This window comes from Shewanella sp. NIFS-20-20 (genome assembly GCF_019209865.1).
Lineage (GTDB): Bacteria > Pseudomonadota > Gammaproteobacteria > Enterobacterales > Shewanellaceae > Shewanella.
In genome coordinates, this window is record NZ_JAHUTT010000065.1 from 1 (window position 1) to 22096 (window position 22096).

Here is a 22096-nt window from a genome sequence, read left to right on the forward strand (position 1 = left end):
CTTGGTTATATTGCTTCCAGTTGCTGATTTTGTACTTTGCCTTACCCATCATCGTCACCCATCTCAAAGTTCTAATGATCTGATCGTGGTTCTGATGATTAGTTCAATGATTTAGGAAACAACGCCTTAATAAACAATTGGCTTAATCCATCGACTTATTTCAACAACGGTTCATGTTGTGATAATCCATTTCGCTGGGTGCTAACCTGCTAAGCTAATCAAAAAAACATTAGTCTATTAGTTGCTATTTAATAGACAAACAACAGATAAATTTAATAATAATGACCAGTAAACGAGCACTTTATGCTAACAGGAAAAGGTTCGTCTGACGGCTTGTAACAATTGATTAACTCTAGTTGACGTTAACGTCAACAATGCGTAAAGTGATTTCATCTTGGGCAACCTGAGTTTGACTCGCGTTGTCCACATTATCTTGTTGAGCACAGTGAAGGATAAACCATGAAAATTTTGGTGCCGATTAAGCGTGTGGTGGATTCCAACGTTAAAGTCAGAGTCATGAGTGATGGCTCTGGGGTCGATGCGAGTCATTTAAAAATGGCGATTAACCCATTTTGTGAAATAGCGGTGGAACAAGCGGTACGTTTAAAAGAGGCGGGAGTCGCCACTGAAGTTGTGGTGGTAACCGTTGGCGGTAAGCCTAGCCAAGAACAAATTCGCTCAGCCATGGCCTTGGGCGCTGACCGCGGTATTCAAGTTGAGGCAGACGATAGCTTACTGCCTATCGATATCGCCAAGTGCTTGGCAGCGGTGCAGCAACAAGAGCAGGCGCAATTGATTATCTTAGGTAAGCAATCTATTGATGGTGATAATAATCAAACCGGCCAAATGTTGGCGGCTTTATTGGATTTACCGCAAGCCTGTTTTGCCTCAGACGTCAGTATCAGTGACAACCAGCTAAGTGTGACCCGCGAAATTGACGGCGGCTTACAAAGCCTCACTATGGCATTGCCGGCCATAGTCACCGCCGACTTGCGTCTTAATGAGCCACGTTATGCCAAACTGCCTGACATTATGAAGGCGAAACGCAAGCCCTTAGATGTGCTCACCCTGGAGTCAATAGGTGTTACCTTAAAAAGTCATCAACACCTTGTAAGTGTCAGCGCCCCGGCAGTGAGACAAGCCGGCGTTATGGTGAGCTCAGTGGCTGAGCTGGTAGAAAAATTAAAGCATGAAGCTAAGGTGATCTAAATGACTATTCTCTTGTTAGCTGAACACGATAACCAGTCGCTCAAGCCAGACACTGGCAAAGCCCTGAGCGCGGCGCTGGCCATGGGCAGTAATGTCGATGTGTTAGTGGCGGGTGCAGGCTGTCAAGCCGTTGCTGCCGCAGCCGCAGAGCTTATGGGTGTCAGCAAAGTCTTGGTGGCCGATGACGCTACCTATGGCCATCAATTGCCTGAAAACTTAAGTAAGCTTATTGTCGACATCGCCGCCGACTATAGCCATATCGTGGCTTCAGCCTCAAGCGTGGCGAAAGACTGCTTACCTCGGGTTGCTGCGCTATTAGATGTTGCGCAAGTCTCTGAGATTGTCGCAGTCATTGACCCAGAAACCTTCGTGCGTCCGATTTATGCCGGGAACGCGTTAGCGACCGTTAAGAGCCTCGATGACACCCGAGTCATTACAGTGCGTGCCAGTGCCTTTGAGCAAGCCGCAGGTGGCAATAATGCCGACGTGGTTGCTCTGACGCAGGTGATTGCGCCGATGAGTGAGTGGGTTTCACAAGCATTAACCGAATCGAGCCGTCCGGAACTTGCCAGCGCTGGGATTGTGGTGTCTGGTGGCCGTGGAGTTGGCAGTCGTGAAAACTTTGCCTTATTGGAACAATTAGCCGACAAGCTTGGCGCCGCCCTTGGCGCATCGCGGGCGGCGGTGGATGCCGGCTATGTTCCTAATGATTTGCAGGTGGGGCAAACCGGTAAGATCGTGGCGCCGAGCCTCTATATTGCCGTGGGGATCTCTGGGGCGATTCAGCATTTAGCGGGCATGAAAGACTCCAAGGTGATTGTGGCTATCAACAAAGATGCCGATGCGCCTATTTTCCAAGTGGCTGATTACGGATTGACCGCCGACTTGTTCGAGGCCATTCCTGAGTTGATAAATTTGATTTAATCCGTGATCTTGTTCACGATAAGCAGCATTGGGTTAGCAATCCCTCTGCTGCTTATGTTTTTATGTGCGTCACGTCTTTTTTCAGACGTCCTTTGAAGTAGAGGTTGCATTGACTATCAGTCATGAACATTAGGGTGATGCCGTTTAAGTGTTCATAAAAGGAGTCCGTGCCGAAGTAGTTGTACTCATCAAGGTCGACTGCTGGGGTTGTGTCCGAAAGGAACAACACTGCCATAGTATTCTCATCAGGATGATGGGATTTATTTACTATGGAGCGCTATTGATAGGACAGGTGTTTTTCATCCTCAATCGTTAAGATTGTTTGAGTGATACTGTGTCACCAGTTCAGTTGCCCTCCATTCGTTTTCAGCGAAGACAATAATAATGACTGTATTAAGCTATGCCGATTCGGCTCTTTCACTATTGCCACCCGTAGTCGCCATTTTGTTGGCGGTGATTACCCGTAGAGTATTAATTTCTCTTGGGGTTGGTATTATTTTGGGCTGCTTGTTGCTCAACGATTTTGCGCCACTGACCAGCGCGAGTTATCTCGCAAATAAAGTCGGTGCCTTGGTATGGGTTGACGGTGCGTTAAACCACTGGAACTTATATATTCTTGGATTTTTAGTGGTGCTGGGGATGATCACTGCGTTGATCACCGTCAGTGGTGCGGCGCGAGCGTTTGCCGATTGGGCTCGTATTCGCATTCGCTGTAAACGTGATGCTAAGTTGTTAACCGTGTTTTTAGGTTGCGTCGTGTTTATTGATGATTACTTCAATTCGTTAGTGGTTGGCAGCGTGTGCCGCCCGTTGACCGACCGTTACTATATTTCCCGCGCCAAATTAGCCTACTTACTGGATTCAACCGCCGCGCCTGTGTGTGTGATCTCGCCGGTATCAAGCTGGGGCGCGTATATTATTGCCTTAATTGGCGGGATATTAACGGCGCATGGTGTGGCTGATTCAGGCCATTTGAGTATCTTTTTGCAAATGGTGCCAATGAACTTTTATGCCATTTTTGCGCTACTCCTGCTGATTTGTGTGGCGGTATTTGGCTTGGATGTCGGCCCGATGCGTCGCCATGAGCAATTGGCGCAAAAAGGCCAGTTATGGGATGAGTCGAAAGGTACCCCACCGGGAGCCAATGCTGACTTACCAGAAGCTGATACTGGTAAAGTGCTGGGGTTATTCTTGCCGATAGGTACCTTAGTGATGGCGACTATCTATTTTATGATAAGTTCTGGCGCCGCTAAGTTAGCCGAAAATAACCAAGCCTTTGACTTGATCCGCGCCTTTGAAAATACCTCGGTTAGCTCGTCGCTATTTTATGGCGCTTGCATTGGTTTTGTGGTGACTCTAGTGGGCGTCTTGCTGCAGAAAATTGATAAAGGCTTAATCGTTAAGGGTATGACCCAAGGCGCCTTATCTATGCTGCCTGCCATCTATATTCTGCTCTTTGCATGGACCATTGCCGGCGTGATTGGGCAATTAGAAACCGGTAAATACATGGCAAGCTTAGCCAGTGGCAATATCCCCTTTGCCTTGCTGCCTGCGGTGATGTTTATTTTGGCTGGCTTAACGGCGTTTGCCACCGGCACTAGTTGGGGCACCTTTAGTATTATGCTACCGATCGCGGCCGATATGGCGATGGGCAGTCACGTGGGAATGATGTTACCTATGTTGGCTTCAGTCCTCGCCGGTGCGGTGTTTGGCGACCATTGCTCACCGATTTCAGATACCACTATTTTGTCGTCAACGGGCGCTAGCTGCCATCATATCGATCACGTGGTCACTCAACTGCCTTATGCATTGATTGTGGCAGTGATCAGTGTGGCAGGTTATACCGTGCTTGGATTTACCAGTTCGGTGTGGGCGGGTTTAGCAACCTGTAGTGTGTTGTTTGTGTTGAGTGTGATTGCGCTTAAAATAAAAGTCGGTCGTAATTAACGGCCAACGACACTGAACCATAAAAAAACGCAACCCTAAGGTTGCGTTTTTTTATGGACGATAGGCCAGCTCAGTCAATGATTAGTTCAGACCACGACGCTCAAGCAAGGCCTCTGTGGTTGGCGCTTGGCCACGGAAGTTTTGGTAGGCTTCCATTGGTGGCACTGAGTTACCGACTTCGCGAATTGTTTTACGGAACTTCATGCCGATATCGCGGTTAAGTCCGCCTTGGGTTTGCACATAAGCAAAGGCATCGGCAGCCAAAATTTCACTCCACATATAGGCATAATAGCTCGCACTATAACCACCGGCAAAGGTGTGTGAAAAGAAGGTTGAACGATAACGAGGCGGTACCGCTTCGATGGCTAAACCATGCTTCTTCAATGCCGCGGCCTCAAATTCGGCCACGTCTTGCAGTGGTTGGTTAGCATCGAGTGAATGCCATTCCATGTCCACTAAGGCTGCCGCCATATATTCTAAGGTATCGAAGCCTTGGTTGAAGCTACGTGATGCTAACAGTTTCTCCAATAATGCCGGTGGCAGTGGCTCTCCGGTTTGATAGTGTTTGGCATAGTTGGCCAAGACTTCAGGATGGGCCGACCAATCTTCTTCGAAGGTCGATGGGAACTCAACGAAGTCGCGGGACACCGCGGTACCCGCGAGGCTTGGGTAGGTTACTTTTGAGAACATGCCATGAGTACCGTGACCCATTTCATGGAACATGGTGCCAACTTCGTCATAGCTCACAAAGGTCGGTTCGCCCTCAGGCGCTTTTTTGATGTTCATGACATTGACGACGACCGGCTTACTGTCGAGTAAGCTGGATTGACCGACAAACGAACTCATCCAGGCCCCACCACGTTTGCCTTCGCGGGCAAAATAATCGGCGTAGAAAATCGCCATGCTGCTGCCATCGGCATCAAACATTTCATAGGCTTTGACATCGGGGTGGTACACCGGCAAATCGGGTCTTGGCTTCATGGTGACACCATAGAGTTTCTCTAAGGTGAAGAACACACCATCTTTCAATACTCGCTCAAACTCGAAATAGGGTTTGATACTGGCTTCATCAAGGTCAAACTGCTGTTGCCTGACTTTTTCAGCGTAGTATGCCCAGTCCCAAGGTTTAAGAGTAAAGTTGCCACCGGTGGCGGTGATCATCGCTTGAATGGCATCGGCTTCTTTATTGGTGTTAGCAACTACAGCCGGCACCATGGAGCCAAACATGTCAAACACCGCTTGCGGGGTTTTCGCCATTTGTGGCGCGAGGCGATAGCTGGCCCAGTTATCAAAGCCGAGCAATTGCGCGCGTTCACTGCGTAATTGGGCTAAGCGAGATACGATTGAGGCGGTCTCATCATCGCCGCTAAAGCCACGTTCAGCCGAGGCTTGCCAAATTTGTTGGCGTAATTCGCGGTTGTCTAGGTTTGCTAAGATTGGCTGACGGGTGGTGTTGGTGATCGATAGCTGATATTGACCCTCATGACCTGCCGCGGTCGCATCATTAGCCGCCGCACGAATTTGGGCATCGCTTAAACCGGCCAATTGGCTTCGATCCGCGACTAGCACGGCGGCACTCTTGCTATTACGCATTAGGCGCTGGCCATATTCATTGGTTAAGCTTGAATGTTCTTTGTTCAGTTCACGAATTTGCAGTTTTTGCGTTTCGTTGAGCTTGGCTCCGGCCAGCACAAAACGCTGATGATAAACTTCCACTAAACGGATTTGTTCTGGGGTCAGGCCACTGCTGTGGCGCTGGGCGTAAATGGCCTCAATACGCGCAAATAACTCAGGGTTCAGATTGATATTGTCGGAGTGAGCGGCCATTTTAGGCGCCATATCAGCCTGAACTTGACGCAGTACGTCATTGGTATAGGAACCGGCTAAATTGTAAAAAATTGCCGAAGCGCGGCCGAGTAGGGCGCCACTACGCTCCATTGCCACTATGGTATTGTCAAAGGTTGGCGCATCTTGATTGTTAGCGATGGTTAAGATTTCAGCATAATGCTCTTGCATGCCTTGGCTTAAGGCTGGCGCGAAATGTTCATTGCGAATTTGATTAAAATCAGGCGCTTGAAATTGCAAGCTGCTGGCTTGCAGTAACGGATTTTGTTGCAGCTGTTGGACTTGTGGATCGATATTTTGTTGTTGAGATTGGCAACCAGTAAGGCTTAGCGCGGCGCCAATGGCCAACGCAATAAAGGTCTTATGCATGAGAATACTTCCATTTTAATTATGTTTTTAGTGACAACATTGCAATCATGTGTCGCACTCTTATTCATAGGTGCTAACTAAGGTTAACACGGCTAGATAGTAAAAGTTAATCATGTAAATGAAAATCATAGGATACTGTTTTTATATTATTAATTAAGGTTTGGTTAATATTAATGCGGTTATTAAGTTAATTGGCGTTTAAGTTGGTAAAAGTGCAACTGACTATCGCGAGTGATTTTTAGTGTTCTAATGAGTACAATAGCGGAACCAGTCCAAGAGGAGTCCGACATTGGCGCAGCTATATTTTTATTACTCGGCGATGAATGCCGGTAAATCCACATCGTTACTGCAATCATCCTACAATTACCGTGAACGCGGCATGCACACCTTAGTCATGACGGCATCGATTGATAATCGCTTTGGTGTCGGTAAAGTGGCCTCGCGCATTGGGATTGAATCTGATGCCCAAGTGTTTGGTCATGGTGATGATCTGACTCAAATGATCAACGAGGCTCACCAGCAGCAGACCATTCATTGCGTGCTGGTGGACGAAAGCCAGTTTTTAAGTAAGGAGCAGGTACGCCAATTAGCCTATGTAGTTGATAAGCTTAATATCCCGGTCTTATGTTATGGACTGCGTACCGATTTTAGAGGCGAATTGTTTGTCGGTAGCCAATACTTACTGTCGTGGGCAGACAAATTAGTTGAGTTGAAAACCATTTGTCATTGTGGCCGCAAAGCGAATATGGTGGTACGCCTCGATGGTAACGGTAAGGCCTTGCGCGAAGGTGAGCAAGTGGCGATTGGTGGCAATGAAAACTATGAATCTGTTTGTCGTAACCATTTTCGTGAATTGATTTGGGACGATAATAGCGACATCTAACGATACGCTTGCCATGGAAGGCAAGGGGGCGCATCACGCTGAGTGTGGCTGGGCTGCAGCTAACGCCAAAATGGAGGGCAAGGTGATCTATAGACAAGCCTATATACAAGGGCTAACGTTAGCTGACGACGCGCCCTTAATCGTGTATTTACGCCGGCAGGGCTGGCAGGTACAAGCCTGTGAGCACTGGCCTCAAACCGGATTATTGATCTTAGGAATTGCAGCCGCCAGCCTGCCTGTGGCTGCCATCACGGCCAAGATGAGCTTGTTGACTCCCTATATCGAAGTCAATAGTCATTTACTGTCCAATCATAGCTTTTTAGTGGTGACCAGTGGTGCTACGCCTCAGCTGTGTGGAGTCAACCCCTTATCTATTCAAGCCTTAGAGTGGCCGACGCTTGAGAGCAAATCACTGTTGATGTTGGAGTCGTGGTTAATGGCGCATTTTGGTGAGGTAGAGCAGGTGGATGAACCGAGGTTAGTTCAGCTTAAGCAGGTAATGGCGTGCCAAGTATCTCGGCAATGGCAGTGGCGGGATCATTTAGGCCAAACCCAACAGCATGTGGGTCGGCTGACTCGCATCTTTCGTCAACACAGCCAGCATTTTGTCAGTATTGATGATCAATTCGATGTGCCCATTAAACAATTAATCGTAAAAGAATAGCGGCCAACCGCCAAAGCGCCGTTGGCCGCATGCGTCTTAAGGCTGTTTAGTGCCAGGCATCAGTTCAAAATCTGGAGTAAAGACGACCATCATGCTTTGCAGATCTTTGAAGTGCTGGAGGTCACCGGTATGCTTAACCTTGCCGGCTTTGATTTGATCTTCAAAGCTTTTAGCCGCCATCATCACAGGTTCTAAATCGCTGCGGTTAATGGTTAAGGTCAGATCCGGATCTTTAGCTTGTACCCCTTTGATATTGGTCAGTGTGCCATTGCTGAGCTCAACCACATATTGCTCGTTAACATCGGGGAGTAGCATATTGATGATAAACTCCTTGCCCTCGGCTTGCTTGCTGTCGAGCATAATGCCGAGGAAATCTAGCCATAGGCCGGTAGACATCGCCTTGGTGAGATCGGCGCTGGTAGTTTTGGGAATATTGCCAGTAGGGATCCCCGAGCGCAATTCATAGGCGGCCGCCAAAAAGCTATTTCTAACACTGGTACTTTCTTGTTGATATCCGATTTGCTCAAACACATCGGCGAGTAAATCTTTGGCCGCGCGATTGGCTGGTTCGGCATACACCAGTTTGTTGAGAATTTCTTGCGCCAACTTATAGTTTCCTTGGTCATATAACTGCTGGCCTTTAGCAATAATCTTATCGCTGCCGCCCATCATTTCGACATACAAGGGAGCAGACTCCGAGGGAGACAATGGGATTAACGTGGCAGGATTACCATCCCAATACCCTAAATAACGGTTAATGACCGCTCGGCTATTGTGTGCTTCAGACCCGTGGTAGCTATGGGCAGCCCACTGCTGCTGAAGGCTTTTTGGCGGTTGGTATTGGTTGTGGATTTCATTGATGGTGACGCCTTGGTTGGCCAAGTGCAGCACTTCGTTATTGAGGTTGGCGTAGATGTCACGTTGGGCACGCATAATTTCTTGAATACGATCATTGCCCCAACGTGGCCAGCTATGTGAGGCAAACATCACATCGGCTTCAGTACCATAGCGATAAAGCGCTTCGTTGATGCCTTTTGACCATTGCAGTGCATCACGGACTAACGCACCACGCAGCGTATAAATGTTATGTACGGTGCCGGTAATATTCTCTGCCGCCCAAAAGGCCTTCATTTGCGGGAAGTAGGTGTTCATTTCAGCCGGCGCTTCGGTACCCGGAGTATTTTGGAACTCCATGGTGACCCCATCGATGGTCAGGGTTTCATAGGGTTGACTAATAATGGTATTGGGGGCAATTAAGCCCAAATTTCCGGCGGCAGTATTTTTACCAATGGCTTGGTCAACATGGCCGAACGGGCTCCGCGGCAGTAACACGCCATATTGAAAAAACAAACGCCGGTTCATGGCATTGCCTGCATAGACATTCTCGGAAACAGCATTTTCCATAAAGCCAACAGGCGCGATGATTTTAACCTTTCCGGATTGGACATCGGCGTCATCGACAACGCCACGAACGCCACCAAAGTGATCGGCATGAGAATGAGAATACACCACGGCCACCACTGGACGTTCACCGAGTTGTTCGTTGATGAACTTTAATGCGGCGGCGGCAGTTTCTTTCGCCGTTAATGGGTCGAAGACAATCCAGCCATTATCGCTTTTAATAAAACTAATATTGGCGAGATCATAACCTCGGACTTGATAAATCTTGTCGGGGATCACTTCAAACAGGCCGTAAGCCATGTTTAACACTGCTTGGCGCTGTAACGATGGGTGAATACTGTCAAAATCTTTACCGTCTAATAACCAATCGTAACTGGCCATATCCCAAGCCACACCGCCATTTTCGGCCATGATTTGCTTGTAATCAGGCGCCGCGATAAAGCCACGTTTAGCCTCATCAAAATCCCGGGTATCATCGAGCGGCAGACTCGCTTTATTGACGTCTCGTTGTTTGAGTGTGGTGTCAGATGGCAGGTTTCCTTGCGGATGGAAGTGTTTGCCTAAGGCGGCGTTGGGATCCGATAATACTGCACCACCGCCGGCGGCAACGGCGGAATTCAATACCAGGCAAAGACTGCTAAACAATATGGGGAGCTTTAATTTCATCAACGACTTCCTTGTTATCATGAGGCAAGTGCTCAGGGGGGGGCCATCTGAGTGACTGATTTAACATTCTCCTTGCTGATGGTATACTCTGCTAATGATTTGTCAATAAGATGTAAGCTGTTTGTTTTTTTTGGCTTTTGTTAATAGCTCGAAGCCGAACGTTATCGCGACGCTTACCGGGATTACTGCAAAATGGTTATTTGGATCCGCACTTGTTGGCGATTCGCTTCGATGGCGTTAATCAGGATATCGACACTGTGACGGCTGGTGCTGATGGCCTGCCAATGTTGTTGCCAAAGGGTCTGCAGTTGTTGACTTGAGGCAATGACTTGCGGACGGGTAAGCATGGCTAAATCATTGATCAGGCCAACTGTCACCCATGCTTGGCGTGGATTACCCCGTTGCTTATCTTGATCGTAATATGCGGCGTAGATGATTAATTCTAATTCTGACAACTGTTTAAGCATTTCAAAGCTAGCATCGCGAATATTGGCATTTTCCTCGGTGACTTCCATGCGCCATACATTATAAGAAAAGCCGATTAAGGCAAACATCATGCTAAAGATTGCGGTGAATTGAAACCAATGTCGTTTTTGCCATGCCATCGAATTTTCTCGTCAATTAGATCGGGAATCGTGATGTTGATGTGCCACACTTAGTCATTGATTATAGCAGCTTAGGATAATGACATGGCTCGAGGGTGGCGCATGGGGGCAGGGCTGAGTTTGCTGCTTTTTTTCACGGTCGCGGCCGCGCAACCTTGGCGCCAGAGTGACTATATTGCGCAGGCCTTCTTGACGATTGCCTTGGGGCGCGAATATCAGCAAGCCAGCGATTATTTAGTTAAGTGGCAACAACCTGTACGGGTGTTTATTCGTCATCAAGTCAAGTACGTGGTTTTACACGATACCTTAGTCGCCGCACAGTTAAGCCATTTAGCGAGCATTACTGGGTTAACTATTCACCAAGTGGCATCCATTGACGAGGCCAATGTTGTGATCACCTTTACCGAGCAGGCCCAATGGCAAAGCTTAGTGGCAGATGAACTCGGGGCTGACAGTGCCGCCCATTTACACGGCAGTGTTTGCCTCGCAAACATCGTTGAGCACGGGGGCCATATTGAGTTTGCCCGCGTCTATATACCGGTCGATCTGGCTAGGTTTCATGGCAAATTAGTCGCGTGCGTGGTGGAGGAGTTAACCCAAATCTTAGGCTTACCCAATGACAGTGACCGCGTATTCCCTTCAATCTTTAATGATAAAAGCCCCGAAGTATTGCTAACTGGGCTCGATTATTTATTACTTAAACTCTTATACCAACCGGTGCTAATCGCTGGCAGCCAGTATCAGGCCTTGCAGGCACCGCTGGCTACCATCTTGTGGCAATGGCAGCAAGATGGCACGATTGCGAGCGCCTCGCAAACCGTGCGTCAAGGCACACTGTATCGTCTGCTGGGGTATTCACCTTAGGCCTTAATGGTTAGCCCATGTTTGCAGTTGCTCCTGCAAGGTCGCTAGCGTTGGGCGTTGGCTTGCCATTGGCTGCCAACAATCATCCCGCAGACGGATTAATTGCTCCATCGCCTCAGGACAAAGACTGAGTAAGTCATCGATAACGCAACCAATGGCACGAACCTCTATGGCTTGCATGGCGCGCTGTTCATCAGTGCTGAGCGCCTGCAATGGGGTCGCGGCGCCCATATCCCCTAGGAGTAAATGACCGTCATTATTCACCAGCATATTGTGGGCATAGATATCGCCATGACAGAGCCCTTGCTGATGTAAGTGATTAATCACATCCATTCCTTGCAAAAGCAGCTGATGGACGGTTTGTTGGCTAAGACTCAGGCTTGGGCAAAAGGTATCGCGCGTGCAACTGGCTAAACTTGGCGGCAGTCCGAGATTGGAATAGCTGGAGGGCACTAAACTTAATATCACCCCTGACTGTTGGCGACTATCGAGGCTGGCGAGGGTATTAATTAAGTTGGGGTGACGGCCGGCTTGTAGGCAGGCACTTAATTCATCTTCAGGATAGCCGTCGCTGGTGACCTCGCCCTTAAATATTTTAATTGCCACCGTCAGCGCAGCGCTAGCGGTTTGCTGCCACTGTCCCTGATAAATCACCCCAGATGCCCCTTGTCCTAAGATGGCGCCGATGCGGATATGCGCTTGGTCGACCACGGTCAGTTTGCTGGCCTGTGTGAGCGGCGTTGTGCAGGGATTTCCTGCGATTGCCAGCCAAGATAACTTAGGTAATTGCCATAAAAAGTCAGGGATAGCTGGCAGTTGATTGGCTGACAATCGAATGAGTTCGAGGTTATGACAATCGGCCATGCTCTGGGGTAAGCTGGTTAATTGATTACCGGCGAGCGCGAGTTTTTGCAGGCGTGGGCATTGGCCTAGCGAGCTTGGTAATTGCGCAATTTGGTTATTGGTTAATATCAACCAGCGACAAGTGCTTGGGATCGCATCATTGCTAACGGTTTTGATGTGATTCGATTTAAAGCCAATCATTTCCAATTGAGGACAGCGCCCGAGGACCTCGGGGAGATGGTCAAACTGATTGTCTGAGGCAAACAAAATTTTGAGCTTAGTCAGGCAAGCTAGCTCATCAGGTAATTGCGTTAATTGATTTTGGGACAGATCCAACAATTCCAACGTATCGGCAAGCGCTAGTATTTCCATCGGAAATTCAGTTAGTTGATTGTGAATGCGAATCTCTTTAGCACCAATTAATTGGCCGGTTCTTAGTTGTTCTAAGGTGTGCAAGTCGGGCTTCCTCTGTTAGCAAGTGGCACAGAGTAATGGAGGGCGCCCTCGCTTTCAAATCTTCATCGAGTTCTGAGGCGATTTTTTTCAACAATGTTACGCGTTGGCGTCGCTGTGGGCGTAACTTTGCTTCATTTTTCCAACGGATTAACGCAAAAATGGCGACAGAAGATGTTGTAAAGTTACACTGTTGTGAGGAATTGTGACGCTCGCAACGGTATATCAGTAAACAAAGATTTACCATGAGCCATCTCAATGTGAAATGGTTGAACGATGTGATGGCAGGGTGTGTAAACCAGAGTATTACGATTAAAAAAGGCTTGAATTTGCCGATTGCTGGTGAACCGGAGCAACGAATTATTGCGGCCAATGCCCCGCAAAAAGTGGCACTCTTGGGTGAAGAATATATTGGCTTAAAACCGACCATGCTGGTGGAAGTTGGCGATCGGGTTAGCAAGGGCCAAGCCTTATTTGAAGACAAGAAAACCCCAGGGGTTGTGTTTACTGCACCTGCGTCAGGGGTAGTGAGTGCCATTCATCGCGGCGAGCGGCGCGTATTACAATCGGTGGTGATTGATTGTGATGGCGATGAGGCTGTGACCTTTCTTAAGCAGGCGGATGTGGCGAGTCTAGCCGCAACTGATGTCAAAACTAACCTGATTAACAGCGGGTTATGGACAGCGCTACGCACTCGACCTTTTTCGCGGGTGCCAGCCATCGACAGCCAAGCCTGCGCCATTTTTGTTACCGCCATTGATACCAATCCATTAGCGGCCGATCCGCGCGTCATTATTGACGGCAATCGCGAGGCATTTGCCCTTGGCTTAACCGTATTAACCAAACTGGGTGACTGTCCGATTTACCTGTGCCAAGACAGCGGCGCCGATGTAATCAGTCCCGTGCCATCACAGGTGGAAATTCGCCGCTTTGCTGGCGTACACCCGGCAGGGCTTGTGGGCACACATATCCACTTTATCAAGCCCGCTAGCCTCGAACAGCCGGTGTGGCATCTGGGGTATCAAGACGTGATTGCCTATGGGCAACTGTTTTTAACCGGCGAACTCTATCAAGAGCGGGTGGTGTCACTGGCAGGGCCTGGGGTCATCAAGCCCATCTTGGTGCGCACTCAATTGGGCGCCAAATTATCTGATGTGACCCGTGGCCTGCTAAAAGCCGGCGATCAACGCGTGGTCTCAGGCTCCATCTTATCCGGCCACAAAGCCAGTGGTGTGATTGATTTCCTTGGGCGCTTTCATCAGCAAGTCTCTGTGCTAGAAGAAAATAGTCAACATGAAGTCTTGCCGTGGGTGAAGGGCGGTCGTCATAAGTTTTCGATAACTCGTGCGGTCACCTCTGGTTTTGCTCGCACCCGCAAATTATTTGAATTTACCACCCACGCCGGCGGAGATGCCCGCGCAATGATGGCCTTTGGCCAGCTCGATAGAGTGATGCCGCTGGATATTTTACCGACACTGTTAGTGCGCGATTTGGTGGTGAGAGACACAGATGAAGCCCAGCTGCTTGGGGCATTAGAGTTAGATGAAGAAGACTTAGCACTATGCACCTTTGTTTGCCCTGGCAAATATGACTTTGGTAAAGAACTGCGTGCCTGTTTAGCGATCATCGAGAGAGAAGGGTAATGACCACACCATCTAAAAAGCCTGATTTACAGGATGCTTATTATGCCCCGGGGCATGCCATTAAGGGATACATTCGCTCATTGTATTTAGCCCATGGTCGCAGTACCCAAGGCCAAGTTCATGTGCGTGATGCCATCGATGTTAAACGCACCATGACCTTAGTGGGCTTGTGCTTATTACCAGCCATCTTATTCGGCTTATATAACTTAGGACTGCAGGCGCAAATAGCTATCGCAGCCGGCGCGGCGCCATCAAGCAGTTGGGCGCTGGGTGGATTTAAGGTGTTGTTTGGTCCGCTCACCGGTGACAGTGGCATCTTGACCTTGTTTGCCTATGGCCTCAGCTGTTACTTACCAATCTATGTGACTGCCTTAGTGGTGAGCTTATTTTGGGAAGGGGTGTTTGCCAAGGTTCGCAAACAGGACTTGCATGAAGGCTTTTTTGTCACCGCCTTGCTGTTTACCCTGATTATTCCAGTCGGTACCCCGCTGTGGTTAGTGGCCATGGGGATCACCTTTGGGATCATTGTTGCTAAAGAAGTCTTTGGCGGCATGGGGTACAACTTTTTAAATCCCGCGCTGGCCGGTTTAGCCTTTATCTACTTTGCCTACCCAACCCAAGTTGGACCCGCGGCGCAGCTGGTGGCTGTCGATGGTTTTAGTGGGGCCACAAGCTTGATGCAAACCGCCGCAGGTAAGCTCAGTTTTGCGGATTACGCTTGGTATAGCGCCTTTACTGATGCCAACTGGTGGAATGCATTCTTAGGCTTTACTCCCGGCGCCATCGGTGAAACCAGTACCTTAGCCATTCTATTAGGTGGCAGTCTATTACTGCTGAGTCGCTTAGCTAACTGGCGCATTGTTGCCGGAGTGTTTGTGGGCATGGTGATCACCGCTAGCCTGTTTAACCTCATTGGCTCAGCCAAAAACGACATGTTTGCTATGCCATGGACTTGGCATTTAGTCAGCGGCGGTTTTGCGTTGGCGATGATGTTTATGGCGACAGATCCTGTGACCACAGCTTATACCCGCCAAGGGAAATGGGCTTATGGCTTATTGATTGGTGTGATGGCAGTATTTATTCGTGTACTTAACCCCAAAATGCCGGAAGGCGTAATGTTGGCGATTTTATTTGCCAATTTATGGGCGCCCATTTTCGATTATTTAGTCGCACGCGCCAATATCAAACGGAGACTGAAACGCCATGGCCTTTAATAAAGACTCGGTGCTTGGCACCATGGTTTTCACTATCAGCTTATGTTTGGTGTGCTCGTTTATGATCACCGGCACCGCCGAAGTGCTTAAAGAACGCAAGCTGGTTAAAAAGCGCGATGAACTGCAACGTAACGTGTTAATGGCAGCTAACATTCAGCTTAATGGTCAAGACGTGAGAGAGGTCTTCGCCAGCCAAGTCACGCCGATGCTGGTGGCGCTCGACAGTGGTGAGATCGTGCCACAAGCGCAGATCTTAGATTTTGATGAACGCATGGCGGCCATTAATCCTGAAACCTCAAGCAAGCCCAAAAAAGATACCGCCAAAATTCGCAGCCGGGCCGATGCGGTGCGCGTGTTTGAGGTGCGAGATGGCAGCGGCAAACTCGACACCTTGGTCGTGCCGATTTATGGCAAAGGCTTATGGTCGATGATGTACGGCTATGTGGCGCTCGAGTCGGATCTTAATACCATACGTAATTTGGTGTTTTATGAGCATGGCGAGACTCCAGGTATTGCCGATTTCGTAACGGATCCTCACTGGTTAGCCCAATTTACCGGCAAGCAGTTATTCGATGATAAGGGCAAGGTGGCCATTAAGATCATCAAGGGCGGCGCACCGCAAGGTAATGTGCACGGCATTGATGCGGTCAGTGGCGCGACGGCCACCGGTCGTGGTATTCAGCGCACTTTCGAGTTTTGGTTCGGTAAGGAAGGCTTTGCACCTTACTTTGATAAGTTAACGAAGGCGGGGGCGTAATATGAGCAGCTCAGTGTCGACTCGTGACATGCTCACCAGTCCGATTTTTGCTAATAACCCAGTGGCCATGCAAGTGCTCGGGGTCTGTTCAGCATTAGCGGTCAGTAATTCAATGCAAACCGCGGTGGTAATGACCCTCGCCGTGACCTTTGTGTTGGTGTTTTCTAACCTATTTATCTCGACTATCCGCCGCTTTATCCCAAATAGTGTGCGGATCATTGCGCAGATGACCATCATTGCCTCCTTGGTGATCATCGTCGATATGGTGCTGCAAGACGTGGCTTACGAGCTATCAAAGCAGTTATCAGTCTTTGTGAGTTTGATCATTACCAACTGCATTATCATGGGCCGCGCCGAAGCGTTTGCCATGAAACATCCTCCCCACTTGGCGGTGGTTGATGCCTTAGGTAATGCCATGGGCTATGGCGTTATTCTGGTGGGGGTGGCCTTTGTGCGTGAATTACTGGGCTCTGGTACCTTATTTGGCCATGACGTGTTTACCACAGTTGAAAATGGTGGCTGGTATTTGGCCAATCAAATGTTTACTTTGCCGCCAAGTGCATTCTTCCTGATTGGCTTCATGATTTGGGGCATTCACGTGGTGCAGCGCAAGCGCAAATAAGGAGTCGAGATGGAACATTATATCAACCTGTTTATGCAGGCGATTTTTATCGACAACATGGCCTTATCTTTCTTTATGGGCATGTGTACGTTTTTGGCAGTCTCGAAAAAAGTGTCGACCTCGTTTGGCCTAGGCGTGGCGGTCATTGTGGTGATGACCATTGCCGTACCGTTAAACCAAGTGATTTTTGTCAATATCTTAGCGCCCGGCGCGTTGGCGTGGGCGGGTTATCCTGAGCTGGATTTAAGCTATTTGCAGCTGATCACCTTTATTGGGGTGATAGCCGCCTTAGTGCAAATTTTAGAGATGGTATTGGATAAGTTTTTACCGAGCTTACATCAAACGCTGGGGATCTTCTTACCCTTATTAACCGTGAACTGCGCCATTTTTGCCGGGGTAATCTTTATGGCCAACCGTAATTACACCTTAGTGGAGTCAACGGTATTTGCCATGGGCTCTGGTATCGGTTGGGCGATGGCGATTGTGTTGTTAGCCGGCTTGCGCGAGCGCATGAAGTTTAATGCTATTCCTGAAGGTTTACAGGGCATTGGTATTACTTTTATCACCACAGGCTTAATGGCGTTAGGGTTTATGTCGTTTGCAGGGATCACCTTTTAAGGTCAGCAGCGCGCAAGAGTTAGCATTAGGGGTTTGTTATGGAAATGGCAATTGGCATTGGCATGTTCACCTTGGTGGTGAGTTTGCTGGTGATGGTGATTTTGGTCGCCAAGAGTAAATTGGTCGCCACTGGCGATGTGCATATCGGGATTAATGAGGATGCGGATAAAGGCATCAACACCCCCGCAGGGGACAAGCTGTTAGGGGCATTGGCCAGTCGAGATATATTTATTCCATCGGCCTGTGGCGGTGGTGGCACTTGTGGCCAATGTCGCGTGAAAGTGACATCCGGTGGCGGTGAAATTTTACCGACAGAGCGTGATCATATCACCAAGAAAGAAGCCAAAGAGGGCTGCCGCTTGGCCTGTCAGGTCGCGGTTAAAGGTGATATGGAACTGGAAATTGAAGAAGAAATCTTTGGGGTAAAGAAGTGGCAGTGTGAGGTGATCTCTAACGATAACCAAGCGACCTTTATCAAAGAGTTACTGCTCAAATTACCCGAAGGTGAAGAAGTTCGCTTTAAAGCGGGCGGCTATATTCAAATTGAGGCGCCCGCGCATCAAGTGCGCTATGCCGATTTTGATATTCCCCTTGAATACCGCGACGATTGGGAAAAATACGGCCTGTTTGATTTAGTGTCGACCGTCGATGAAGAGGTGTTGCGCGCCTATTCGATGGCCAACTATCCCGATGAAAAAGGCCGGATCATGTTGAACGTGCGTATTGCTACGCCGCCAAAAGATAATGTGCCACCGGGCAAGATGTCATCGTACATCTTTAACTTAAAAGCCGGTGATAAAGTCACTATTTCAGGGCCATTTGGTGAGTTCTTTGTTAAAGAGACCGACGCTGAAATGGTGTTTATCGGCGGCGGGGCGGGGATGGCACCGATGCGCTCGCATATCTTTGATCAATTAAAGAGCAAGCGCACCCAACGTAAAATGAGTTTTTGGTATGGGGCGCGCTCAACCCGAGAAGTGTTCTATCAAGACGATTTTGATCAACTGGCGGCCGACAATGACAACTTTGTTTGGCATGTGGCCTTATCGGATCCCTTGCCGGAAGATAACTGGACTGGCTACAGCGGATTTATTCATAACGTTTTGTATGAAAAGTATTTAAAAGATCACAAAGCGCCTGAGGATTGTGAGTTCTATATGTGTGGTCCACCGATCATGAACTCGTCAGTGATTAACATGTTAGAAAGCTTAGGGGTCGAGCCAGAAAATATCTTACTCGATGATTTTGGTGATTAACTCCAAGCGATGAGCAATAAAAAATCCGCCTTATGGCGGATTTTTTTATGGGGGTTATTTAATGTGCTTGGCCAAAATGGCTTGGTATTGGCCGGCCTCTTTCATATTGCTGAGGGACTGATTAATGGTATTGATCAAGGCAAAGTTATTTTTATGGACGGCAAAGCCATAATATTCAGGAGAAAAGGGCAGGGTCACTAATTTAATACTGGAATTGTCACCGACAAAATTTGCCGCGGGTTCAATGTCATACAAAATCAAATCGGCTTTGCCAAGCTTAAGGGCTTGAATCGCTTGCTTGGCCGACTCAAAGGCCAACACGCTTTGGCTATACCTATTGGCGAGTTTGTCGCCCGTGGCGCCTTTTTGCACCGCAATCCGTTTGCCGGTTAAGTCGCTGACACTGTGTATTTGGTTATTGTCGACGTTGACTATGACCACTTGCGTCGCCTTGTAATAAGGATCGGAAAAGTTCACTTTGGCTTGGCGTTCGGGAGTGATGCTCATACCTGAGGCTATCACATCAATTTGACCTGTGAGCAATGCGTCCATCAATTGGTCAAATTCCATATTTTGAATCTGCACCTCGCGGTCCATTTGTTTGGCAATGCTGCGGATCAAATCAATATCTAAGCCGACGACTGTTTTACCATCGGCGCCCCCAAGGTACTCAAAGGGAGGAAAGCTGGCATTGGTGCCCACCACTAATGGCGGCTGAGGTTGGCTGCAACCAGCGGCAAAAATGATTAATAACAAGATAAATAACCGAGCCATATTCATTGCATCATCCTTTGATATTGATCCACGGAGGAATGATTAATTAGCCTTGATGCATTCAATGAACATCATGGCTACCAGTTTGCCCCTTAACCCTCATTTTAGTCGCTATTAACATAATGTGCGGAGTTAACATCTGAAATCCAAAAGAATTTGCTCTAATTCGCAATGATTGATCCACATGTTTAAACTGTTTCACAGTTTCTTAGTGCACCTATGTTTACAATGTGGCGGCAACCCTGAGTTGACATACGGTCATCTCAGAAAGATTGCCACAACCCTATAAATGAGAATTATCCATGCACAATAAACAGTTGCTAAGCTTGGCTATTTTAGCCGCATTAGGTATTAGTACCACAGGTTGTAATTCTGACGATAATGATAACCAAGTTAATGCGCCACGCGTTGAATTACGGGTATTAGAAACCTCAGATATTCACACCAACATCATGGATTTTGATTACTTCAAGAGCAAAGAAGATCCAACCATCGGCCTAGCCCGCACCGCTTCAGCCATTCATGCAGCCCGTAAAGAAGCCATCAACCATGTGTTAGTTGATAACGGTGATTTATTGCAAGGTAGCCCGATGGGCGATTATATGGCCAAGTTAACCTTGGATGACTGGAACACACACCCAGCCTATAAAGCGATGAACACCTTAGATTATGTGGTGGGCAACATTGGTAACCACGAATTTAACTACGGACTCAAGTTCCTGCAGCAAGCGGTAGCCGGTGCTAACTTCCCGTATATCAGTGCCAACGTATTATGTCAGGTCGATGATTGCTGGCCTGGGATCGATAAAGACCAACCCATTTTTAAGCCTTATCTGATTGTTGAAAAACAAGTATTAGATAAAGACGGCAATGAACACACCCTCAAGATTGGTTATATCGGCTTTGTACCTCCGCAAATTGAGCAGTGGGACCGTGCTCACTTAAATGGCAAGGTATATGCCATCGGTATTATCGAAGCCGCTGAAAAATATGTGCCGCAGATGAAGTCTGAAGGCGCCGATGTCATTATTGCCATTCCGCACTCTGGCATTGGTTCGACAACGGCTCCAGGCGATGCTCGCGCCGAGAACGCGACGTTTGCGCTGACCGAAGTTGATGGTATTGATGCCATTATGTTTGGTCACAGCCATGCGATTTTCCCTCATGCAAGTTACGCCGACTTACCCAACACCGATATTGAAAAAGGCTTACTCAATGGCGTACCGTCAGTGATGCCTGGACGCTGGGGCGATAACCTGGGGGTGGTTGACTTAGTGTTAGAGCGTCAAAATGACAGCTGGCAGGTGGTGGATTCACGTGCTGAGTCACGCCCGATTTATGATGGCGCCAATAAAGAGCCTTTGGTGGAAGCGGATCTGACCATTCGTCAGGAAGTTGAAATTGAGCATTTGGGCACGTTAGCCTTTGTTGACGAAAAAATCGGTACCGCCAGCAATGATATGTATAGCTTTTTAACCTTGGTACAAGATGATCCGTCGGTACAAATTGTATCGAACGCCCAGATTGCCAAAGTATCGCAAGCGATTGCCGATATGTCAGCCGAAGATCAGGCCAAATTTGCCGGAATGCCGGTGTTGTCAGCGGCGGCGCCATTTAAGGCCGGTGGTCGTCATTCTGTCGAAGCCGATGCGTCTCAGTATGTGCAAGTCGATAAGGGTGAGCTTAAGTTTAAGCATGCGGCTGATTTATACTTGTATCCAAACACGTTAATGGCCGTCAAGGTGTCAGGGGCGGAATTGAAAGATTGGTTAGAGTGTAGTGCCAACCAATTTACTCAAATTGATCCGACATCAACTGAGCCACAATCATTGATTAACTGGGGTCACCCAACCTATAACTTCGATGTCATTGATGGCGTTAGCTACAAGATTGATGTCACTCAGCCAAGCAAGTTTGACCGTGATTGTGCCGTGGTCAATGCCGACGCCAACCGGATTGTTGAGTTGAGTTACACCGATGCCGAAGGCAAGGTGGTGACTGGCGCGGAATTGGCTAAGATGAACTTCATTGTGGCCACCAACAACTATCGCGCTTATGGCGGTAAGTTTGCCGGCACCGGCCCTGAGCATGTGGTCATGGAACTGCCTGATGCTAACCGTGAAGCATTAGCGGCATACATCACGAGTGAAACCAATGCCAATGGGGTGGTGGATCCGACTGCCGACTATAACTGGGACTTCAAAGATATCGAGGCCAGTGGCTTAGATGTGCGCTTTGAAACTCAGGACAGTCAAAAAGCGGCTGATTTTATTAGCGCCACCGCGCAACGCAAGATGACCAAAGTGGGCACCGATGCGATTGGTTTTGCTGTGTATAAAGTCGAACTTAACGCACCAGCTAACTAAGCATTCGTTAACGGGGTACTGACCCATAAAAGCCTCCGATAGAGGAGGCTTAATTAGATGGTCCGCCTCACCCCTAAGCTAAGCTTAGGGTTAGGCAAACAAAGAGGCGAACCATCATGTCTACTATTAAAGTAATTGGGATCGATTTAGGCAAATCTTCTTTTCATCTTGTT

18 protein-coding genes and 1 riboswitch are annotated in these 22096 nt (G+C 48.3%); of the genes, 13 read left to right on the plus strand and 5 right to left on the minus strand.

The annotated features are described in order from the left end of the window. Nucleotides 1–459: 459 nt before the first annotated feature. From KU855_RS16145 to KU855_RS16155, 3 genes are all read left to right on the plus strand, one after another. Nucleotides 460–1209, plus strand: coding sequence for an electron transfer flavoprotein subunit beta/FixA family protein (locus tag KU855_RS16145; protein WP_218531556.1), 750 nt, complete (start codon nucleotides 460–462; stop codon nucleotides 1207–1209). Beyond that, on the plus strand, nucleotides 1210–2133 hold the full coding sequence (locus tag KU855_RS16150) for an FAD-binding protein (protein WP_218531559.1): 924 nt from the start codon (nucleotides 1210–1212) through the stop codon (nucleotides 2131–2133). It abuts the gene before it with no gap. A 90-nt stretch (nucleotides 2134–2223) separates the two neighbouring features. Continuing rightward, a riboswitch (Lysine riboswitch) is annotated at nucleotides 2224–2421 on the plus strand. 96 nt (nucleotides 2422–2517) lie between these two features. Then, nucleotides 2518–4080, plus strand: a complete 1563-nt coding sequence (locus KU855_RS16155; RefSeq protein WP_218531561.1) for a Na+/H+ antiporter NhaC family protein — start codon at nucleotides 2518–2520, stop codon at nucleotides 4078–4080. An 81-nt stretch (nucleotides 4081–4161) separates the two neighbouring features. On the opposite strand, the gene KU855_RS16160 is transcribed toward KU855_RS16155, so the two are convergent. Continuing rightward, the gene (locus tag KU855_RS16160; RefSeq protein ID WP_218531562.1) at nucleotides 4162–6294 is read right to left on the minus strand and encodes a M3 family metallopeptidase; all 2133 of its coding nucleotides are present in this window, start codon (nucleotides 6292–6294) and stop codon (nucleotides 4162–4164) included. A 289-nt stretch (nucleotides 6295–6583) separates the two neighbouring features. On the opposite strand from KU855_RS16160, the gene KU855_RS16165 reads away from it, so the two are divergent. Both KU855_RS16165 and KU855_RS16170 read left to right on the plus strand, forming a co-directional pair. After that, nucleotides 6584–7177: a thymidine kinase gene (locus tag KU855_RS16165; protein ID WP_218531563.1), complete on the plus strand. Its 594-nt coding sequence runs from the start codon at nucleotides 6584–6586 to the stop codon at nucleotides 7175–7177. Nucleotides 7178–7259: 82 nt separating this feature from the next. Further along, on the plus strand, nucleotides 7260–7841 hold the full coding sequence (locus KU855_RS16170; RefSeq protein WP_218531564.1) for a hypothetical protein: 582 nt from the start codon (nucleotides 7260–7262) through the stop codon (nucleotides 7839–7841). A gap of 36 nt (nucleotides 7842–7877) precedes the next feature. Here KU855_RS16170 and KU855_RS16175 read toward each other — a convergent pair whose 3' ends face one another. Continuing rightward, nucleotides 7878–9908 (minus strand): alkyl/aryl-sulfatase, encoded by a 2031-nt coding sequence (locus KU855_RS16175; RefSeq protein ID WP_218531565.1) that lies wholly within the window; start codon nucleotides 9906–9908, stop codon nucleotides 7878–7880. A gap of 182 nt (nucleotides 9909–10090) precedes the next feature. Next, a complete protein-coding gene (locus tag KU855_RS16180) occupies nucleotides 10091–10513 on the minus strand; it encodes a hypothetical protein (protein ID WP_218531567.1) in 423 nt (140 codons plus the stop codon). Nucleotides 10514–10597: 84 nt separating this feature from the next. Between KU855_RS16180 and KU855_RS16185 the strand changes: the two genes are divergently transcribed. Then, a complete protein-coding gene (locus KU855_RS16185; RefSeq protein ID WP_256261081.1) occupies nucleotides 10598–11377 on the plus strand; it encodes a DUF2927 domain-containing protein in 780 nt (259 codons plus the stop codon). A gap of 3 nt (nucleotides 11378–11380) precedes the next feature. Here KU855_RS16185 and KU855_RS16190 read toward each other — a convergent pair whose 3' ends face one another. Continuing rightward, on the minus strand, nucleotides 11381–12676 hold the full coding sequence (locus KU855_RS16190; RefSeq protein ID WP_218531569.1) for a leucine-rich repeat-containing protein kinase family protein: 1296 nt from the start codon (nucleotides 12674–12676) through the stop codon (nucleotides 11381–11383). Nucleotides 12677–12954: 278 nt separating this feature from the next. Here KU855_RS16190 and KU855_RS16195 point away from each other — a divergent pair, with 278 nt between their 5' ends. Genes KU855_RS16195 through nqrF form a run of 6 tightly spaced genes read left to right on the plus strand, consistent with a single transcriptional unit; the run spans nucleotide 12955 to nucleotide 18783 of the window. Then, a complete protein-coding gene (locus KU855_RS16195) occupies nucleotides 12955–14316 on the plus strand; it encodes a Na(+)-translocating NADH-quinone reductase subunit A (RefSeq protein WP_218531589.1) in 1362 nt (453 codons plus the stop codon). Then, nucleotides 14316–15530 carry an NADH:ubiquinone reductase (Na(+)-transporting) subunit B gene (locus tag KU855_RS16200; RefSeq protein ID WP_218531571.1) on the plus strand — a complete coding sequence of 405 codons (1215 nt, stop codon included), beginning with the start codon at nucleotides 14316–14318 and terminating at the stop codon, nucleotides 15528–15530. Before KU855_RS16195 ends, KU855_RS16200 begins: the two co-directional genes overlap by 1 nt. Continuing rightward, nucleotides 15520–16287 (plus strand): Na(+)-translocating NADH-quinone reductase subunit C, encoded by a 768-nt coding sequence (locus tag KU855_RS16205; RefSeq protein WP_218531573.1) that lies wholly within the window; start codon nucleotides 15520–15522, stop codon nucleotides 16285–16287. The genes KU855_RS16200 and KU855_RS16205 overlap by 11 nt, the downstream gene beginning before the upstream one ends. A 1-nt stretch (nucleotide 16288) precedes the next feature. Next, a complete protein-coding gene (locus tag KU855_RS16210; protein ID WP_218531575.1) occupies nucleotides 16289–16909 on the plus strand; it encodes an NADH:ubiquinone reductase (Na(+)-transporting) subunit D in 621 nt (206 codons plus the stop codon). A 9-nt stretch (nucleotides 16910–16918) separates the two neighbouring features. Then, nucleotides 16919–17527, plus strand: a complete 609-nt coding sequence (gene nqrE, locus KU855_RS16215) for an NADH:ubiquinone reductase (Na(+)-transporting) subunit E (RefSeq protein WP_218531577.1) — start codon at nucleotides 16919–16921, stop codon at nucleotides 17525–17527. A gap of 38 nt (nucleotides 17528–17565) precedes the next feature. After that, complete coding sequence (nqrF, locus tag KU855_RS16220; RefSeq protein WP_218531579.1) at nucleotides 17566–18783, plus strand: NADH:ubiquinone reductase (Na(+)-transporting) subunit F; 1218 nt, start codon at nucleotides 17566–17568, stop codon at nucleotides 18781–18783. 54 nt (nucleotides 18784–18837) lie between these two features. Here the strand turns inward: nqrF and KU855_RS16225 are convergent, their stop codons facing one another. Further along, on the minus strand, nucleotides 18838–19563 hold the full coding sequence (locus tag KU855_RS16225; RefSeq protein WP_218531582.1) for a basic amino acid ABC transporter substrate-binding protein: 726 nt from the start codon (nucleotides 19561–19563) through the stop codon (nucleotides 18838–18840). A gap of 296 nt (nucleotides 19564–19859) precedes the next feature. Between KU855_RS16225 and KU855_RS16230 the strand changes: the two genes are divergently transcribed. After that, on the plus strand, nucleotides 19860–21923 hold the full coding sequence (locus KU855_RS16230) for a bifunctional 2',3'-cyclic-nucleotide 2'-phosphodiesterase/3'-nucleotidase (RefSeq protein WP_218531584.1): 2064 nt from the start codon (nucleotides 19860–19862) through the stop codon (nucleotides 21921–21923). The last annotated feature ends 173 nt before the right edge of the window (nucleotides 21924–22096 follow it).

Bases quoted from the DNA above. Each gene is read 5' to 3' on its own strand.
- KU855_RS16230 (WP_218531584.1), top strand. From the start codon at position 19,860: ATGCACAATAAACAGTTGCTAAGCTTGGCTATTTTAGCCGCATTAGGT.
- KU855_RS16195 (WP_218531589.1), top strand. From the start codon at position 12,955: ATGGCAGGGTGTGTAAACCAGAGTATTACGATTAAAAAAGGCTTGAAT.
- KU855_RS16160 (WP_218531562.1), bottom strand. From the start codon at position 6,294: ATGCATAAGACCTTTATTGCGTTGGCCATTGGCGCCGCGCTAAGCCTT.
- KU855_RS16185 (WP_256261081.1), top strand. From the start codon at position 10,598: ATGGCTCGAGGGTGGCGCATGGGGGCAGGGCTGAGTTTGCTGCTTTTT.
- KU855_RS16210 (WP_218531575.1), top strand. From the start codon at position 16,289: ATGAGCAGCTCAGTGTCGACTCGTGACATGCTCACCAGTCCGATTTTT.
- KU855_RS16205 (WP_218531573.1), top strand. From the start codon at position 15,520: ATGGCCTTTAATAAAGACTCGGTGCTTGGCACCATGGTTTTCACTATC.
- KU855_RS16175 (WP_218531565.1), bottom strand. From the start codon at position 9,908: ATGAAATTAAAGCTCCCCATATTGTTTAGCAGTCTTTGCCTGGTATTG.
- KU855_RS16155 (WP_218531561.1), top strand. From the start codon at position 2,518: ATGACTGTATTAAGCTATGCCGATTCGGCTCTTTCACTATTGCCACCC.
- KU855_RS16225 (WP_218531582.1), bottom strand. From the start codon at position 19,563: ATGAATATGGCTCGGTTATTTATCTTGTTATTAATCATTTTTGCCGCT.
- KU855_RS16150 (WP_218531559.1), top strand. From the start codon at position 1,210: ATGACTATTCTCTTGTTAGCTGAACACGATAACCAGTCGCTCAAGCCA.
- KU855_RS16180 (WP_218531567.1), bottom strand. From the start codon at position 10,513: ATGGCATGGCAAAAACGACATTGGTTTCAATTCACCGCAATCTTTAGC.
- KU855_RS16145 (WP_218531556.1), top strand. From the start codon at position 460: ATGAAAATTTTGGTGCCGATTAAGCGTGTGGTGGATTCCAACGTTAAA.
- KU855_RS16200 (WP_218531571.1), top strand. From the start codon at position 14,316: ATGACCACACCATCTAAAAAGCCTGATTTACAGGATGCTTATTATGCC.
- nqrE (WP_218531577.1), top strand. From the start codon at position 16,919: ATGGAACATTATATCAACCTGTTTATGCAGGCGATTTTTATCGACAAC.
- nqrF (WP_218531579.1), top strand. From the start codon at position 17,566: ATGGAAATGGCAATTGGCATTGGCATGTTCACCTTGGTGGTGAGTTTG.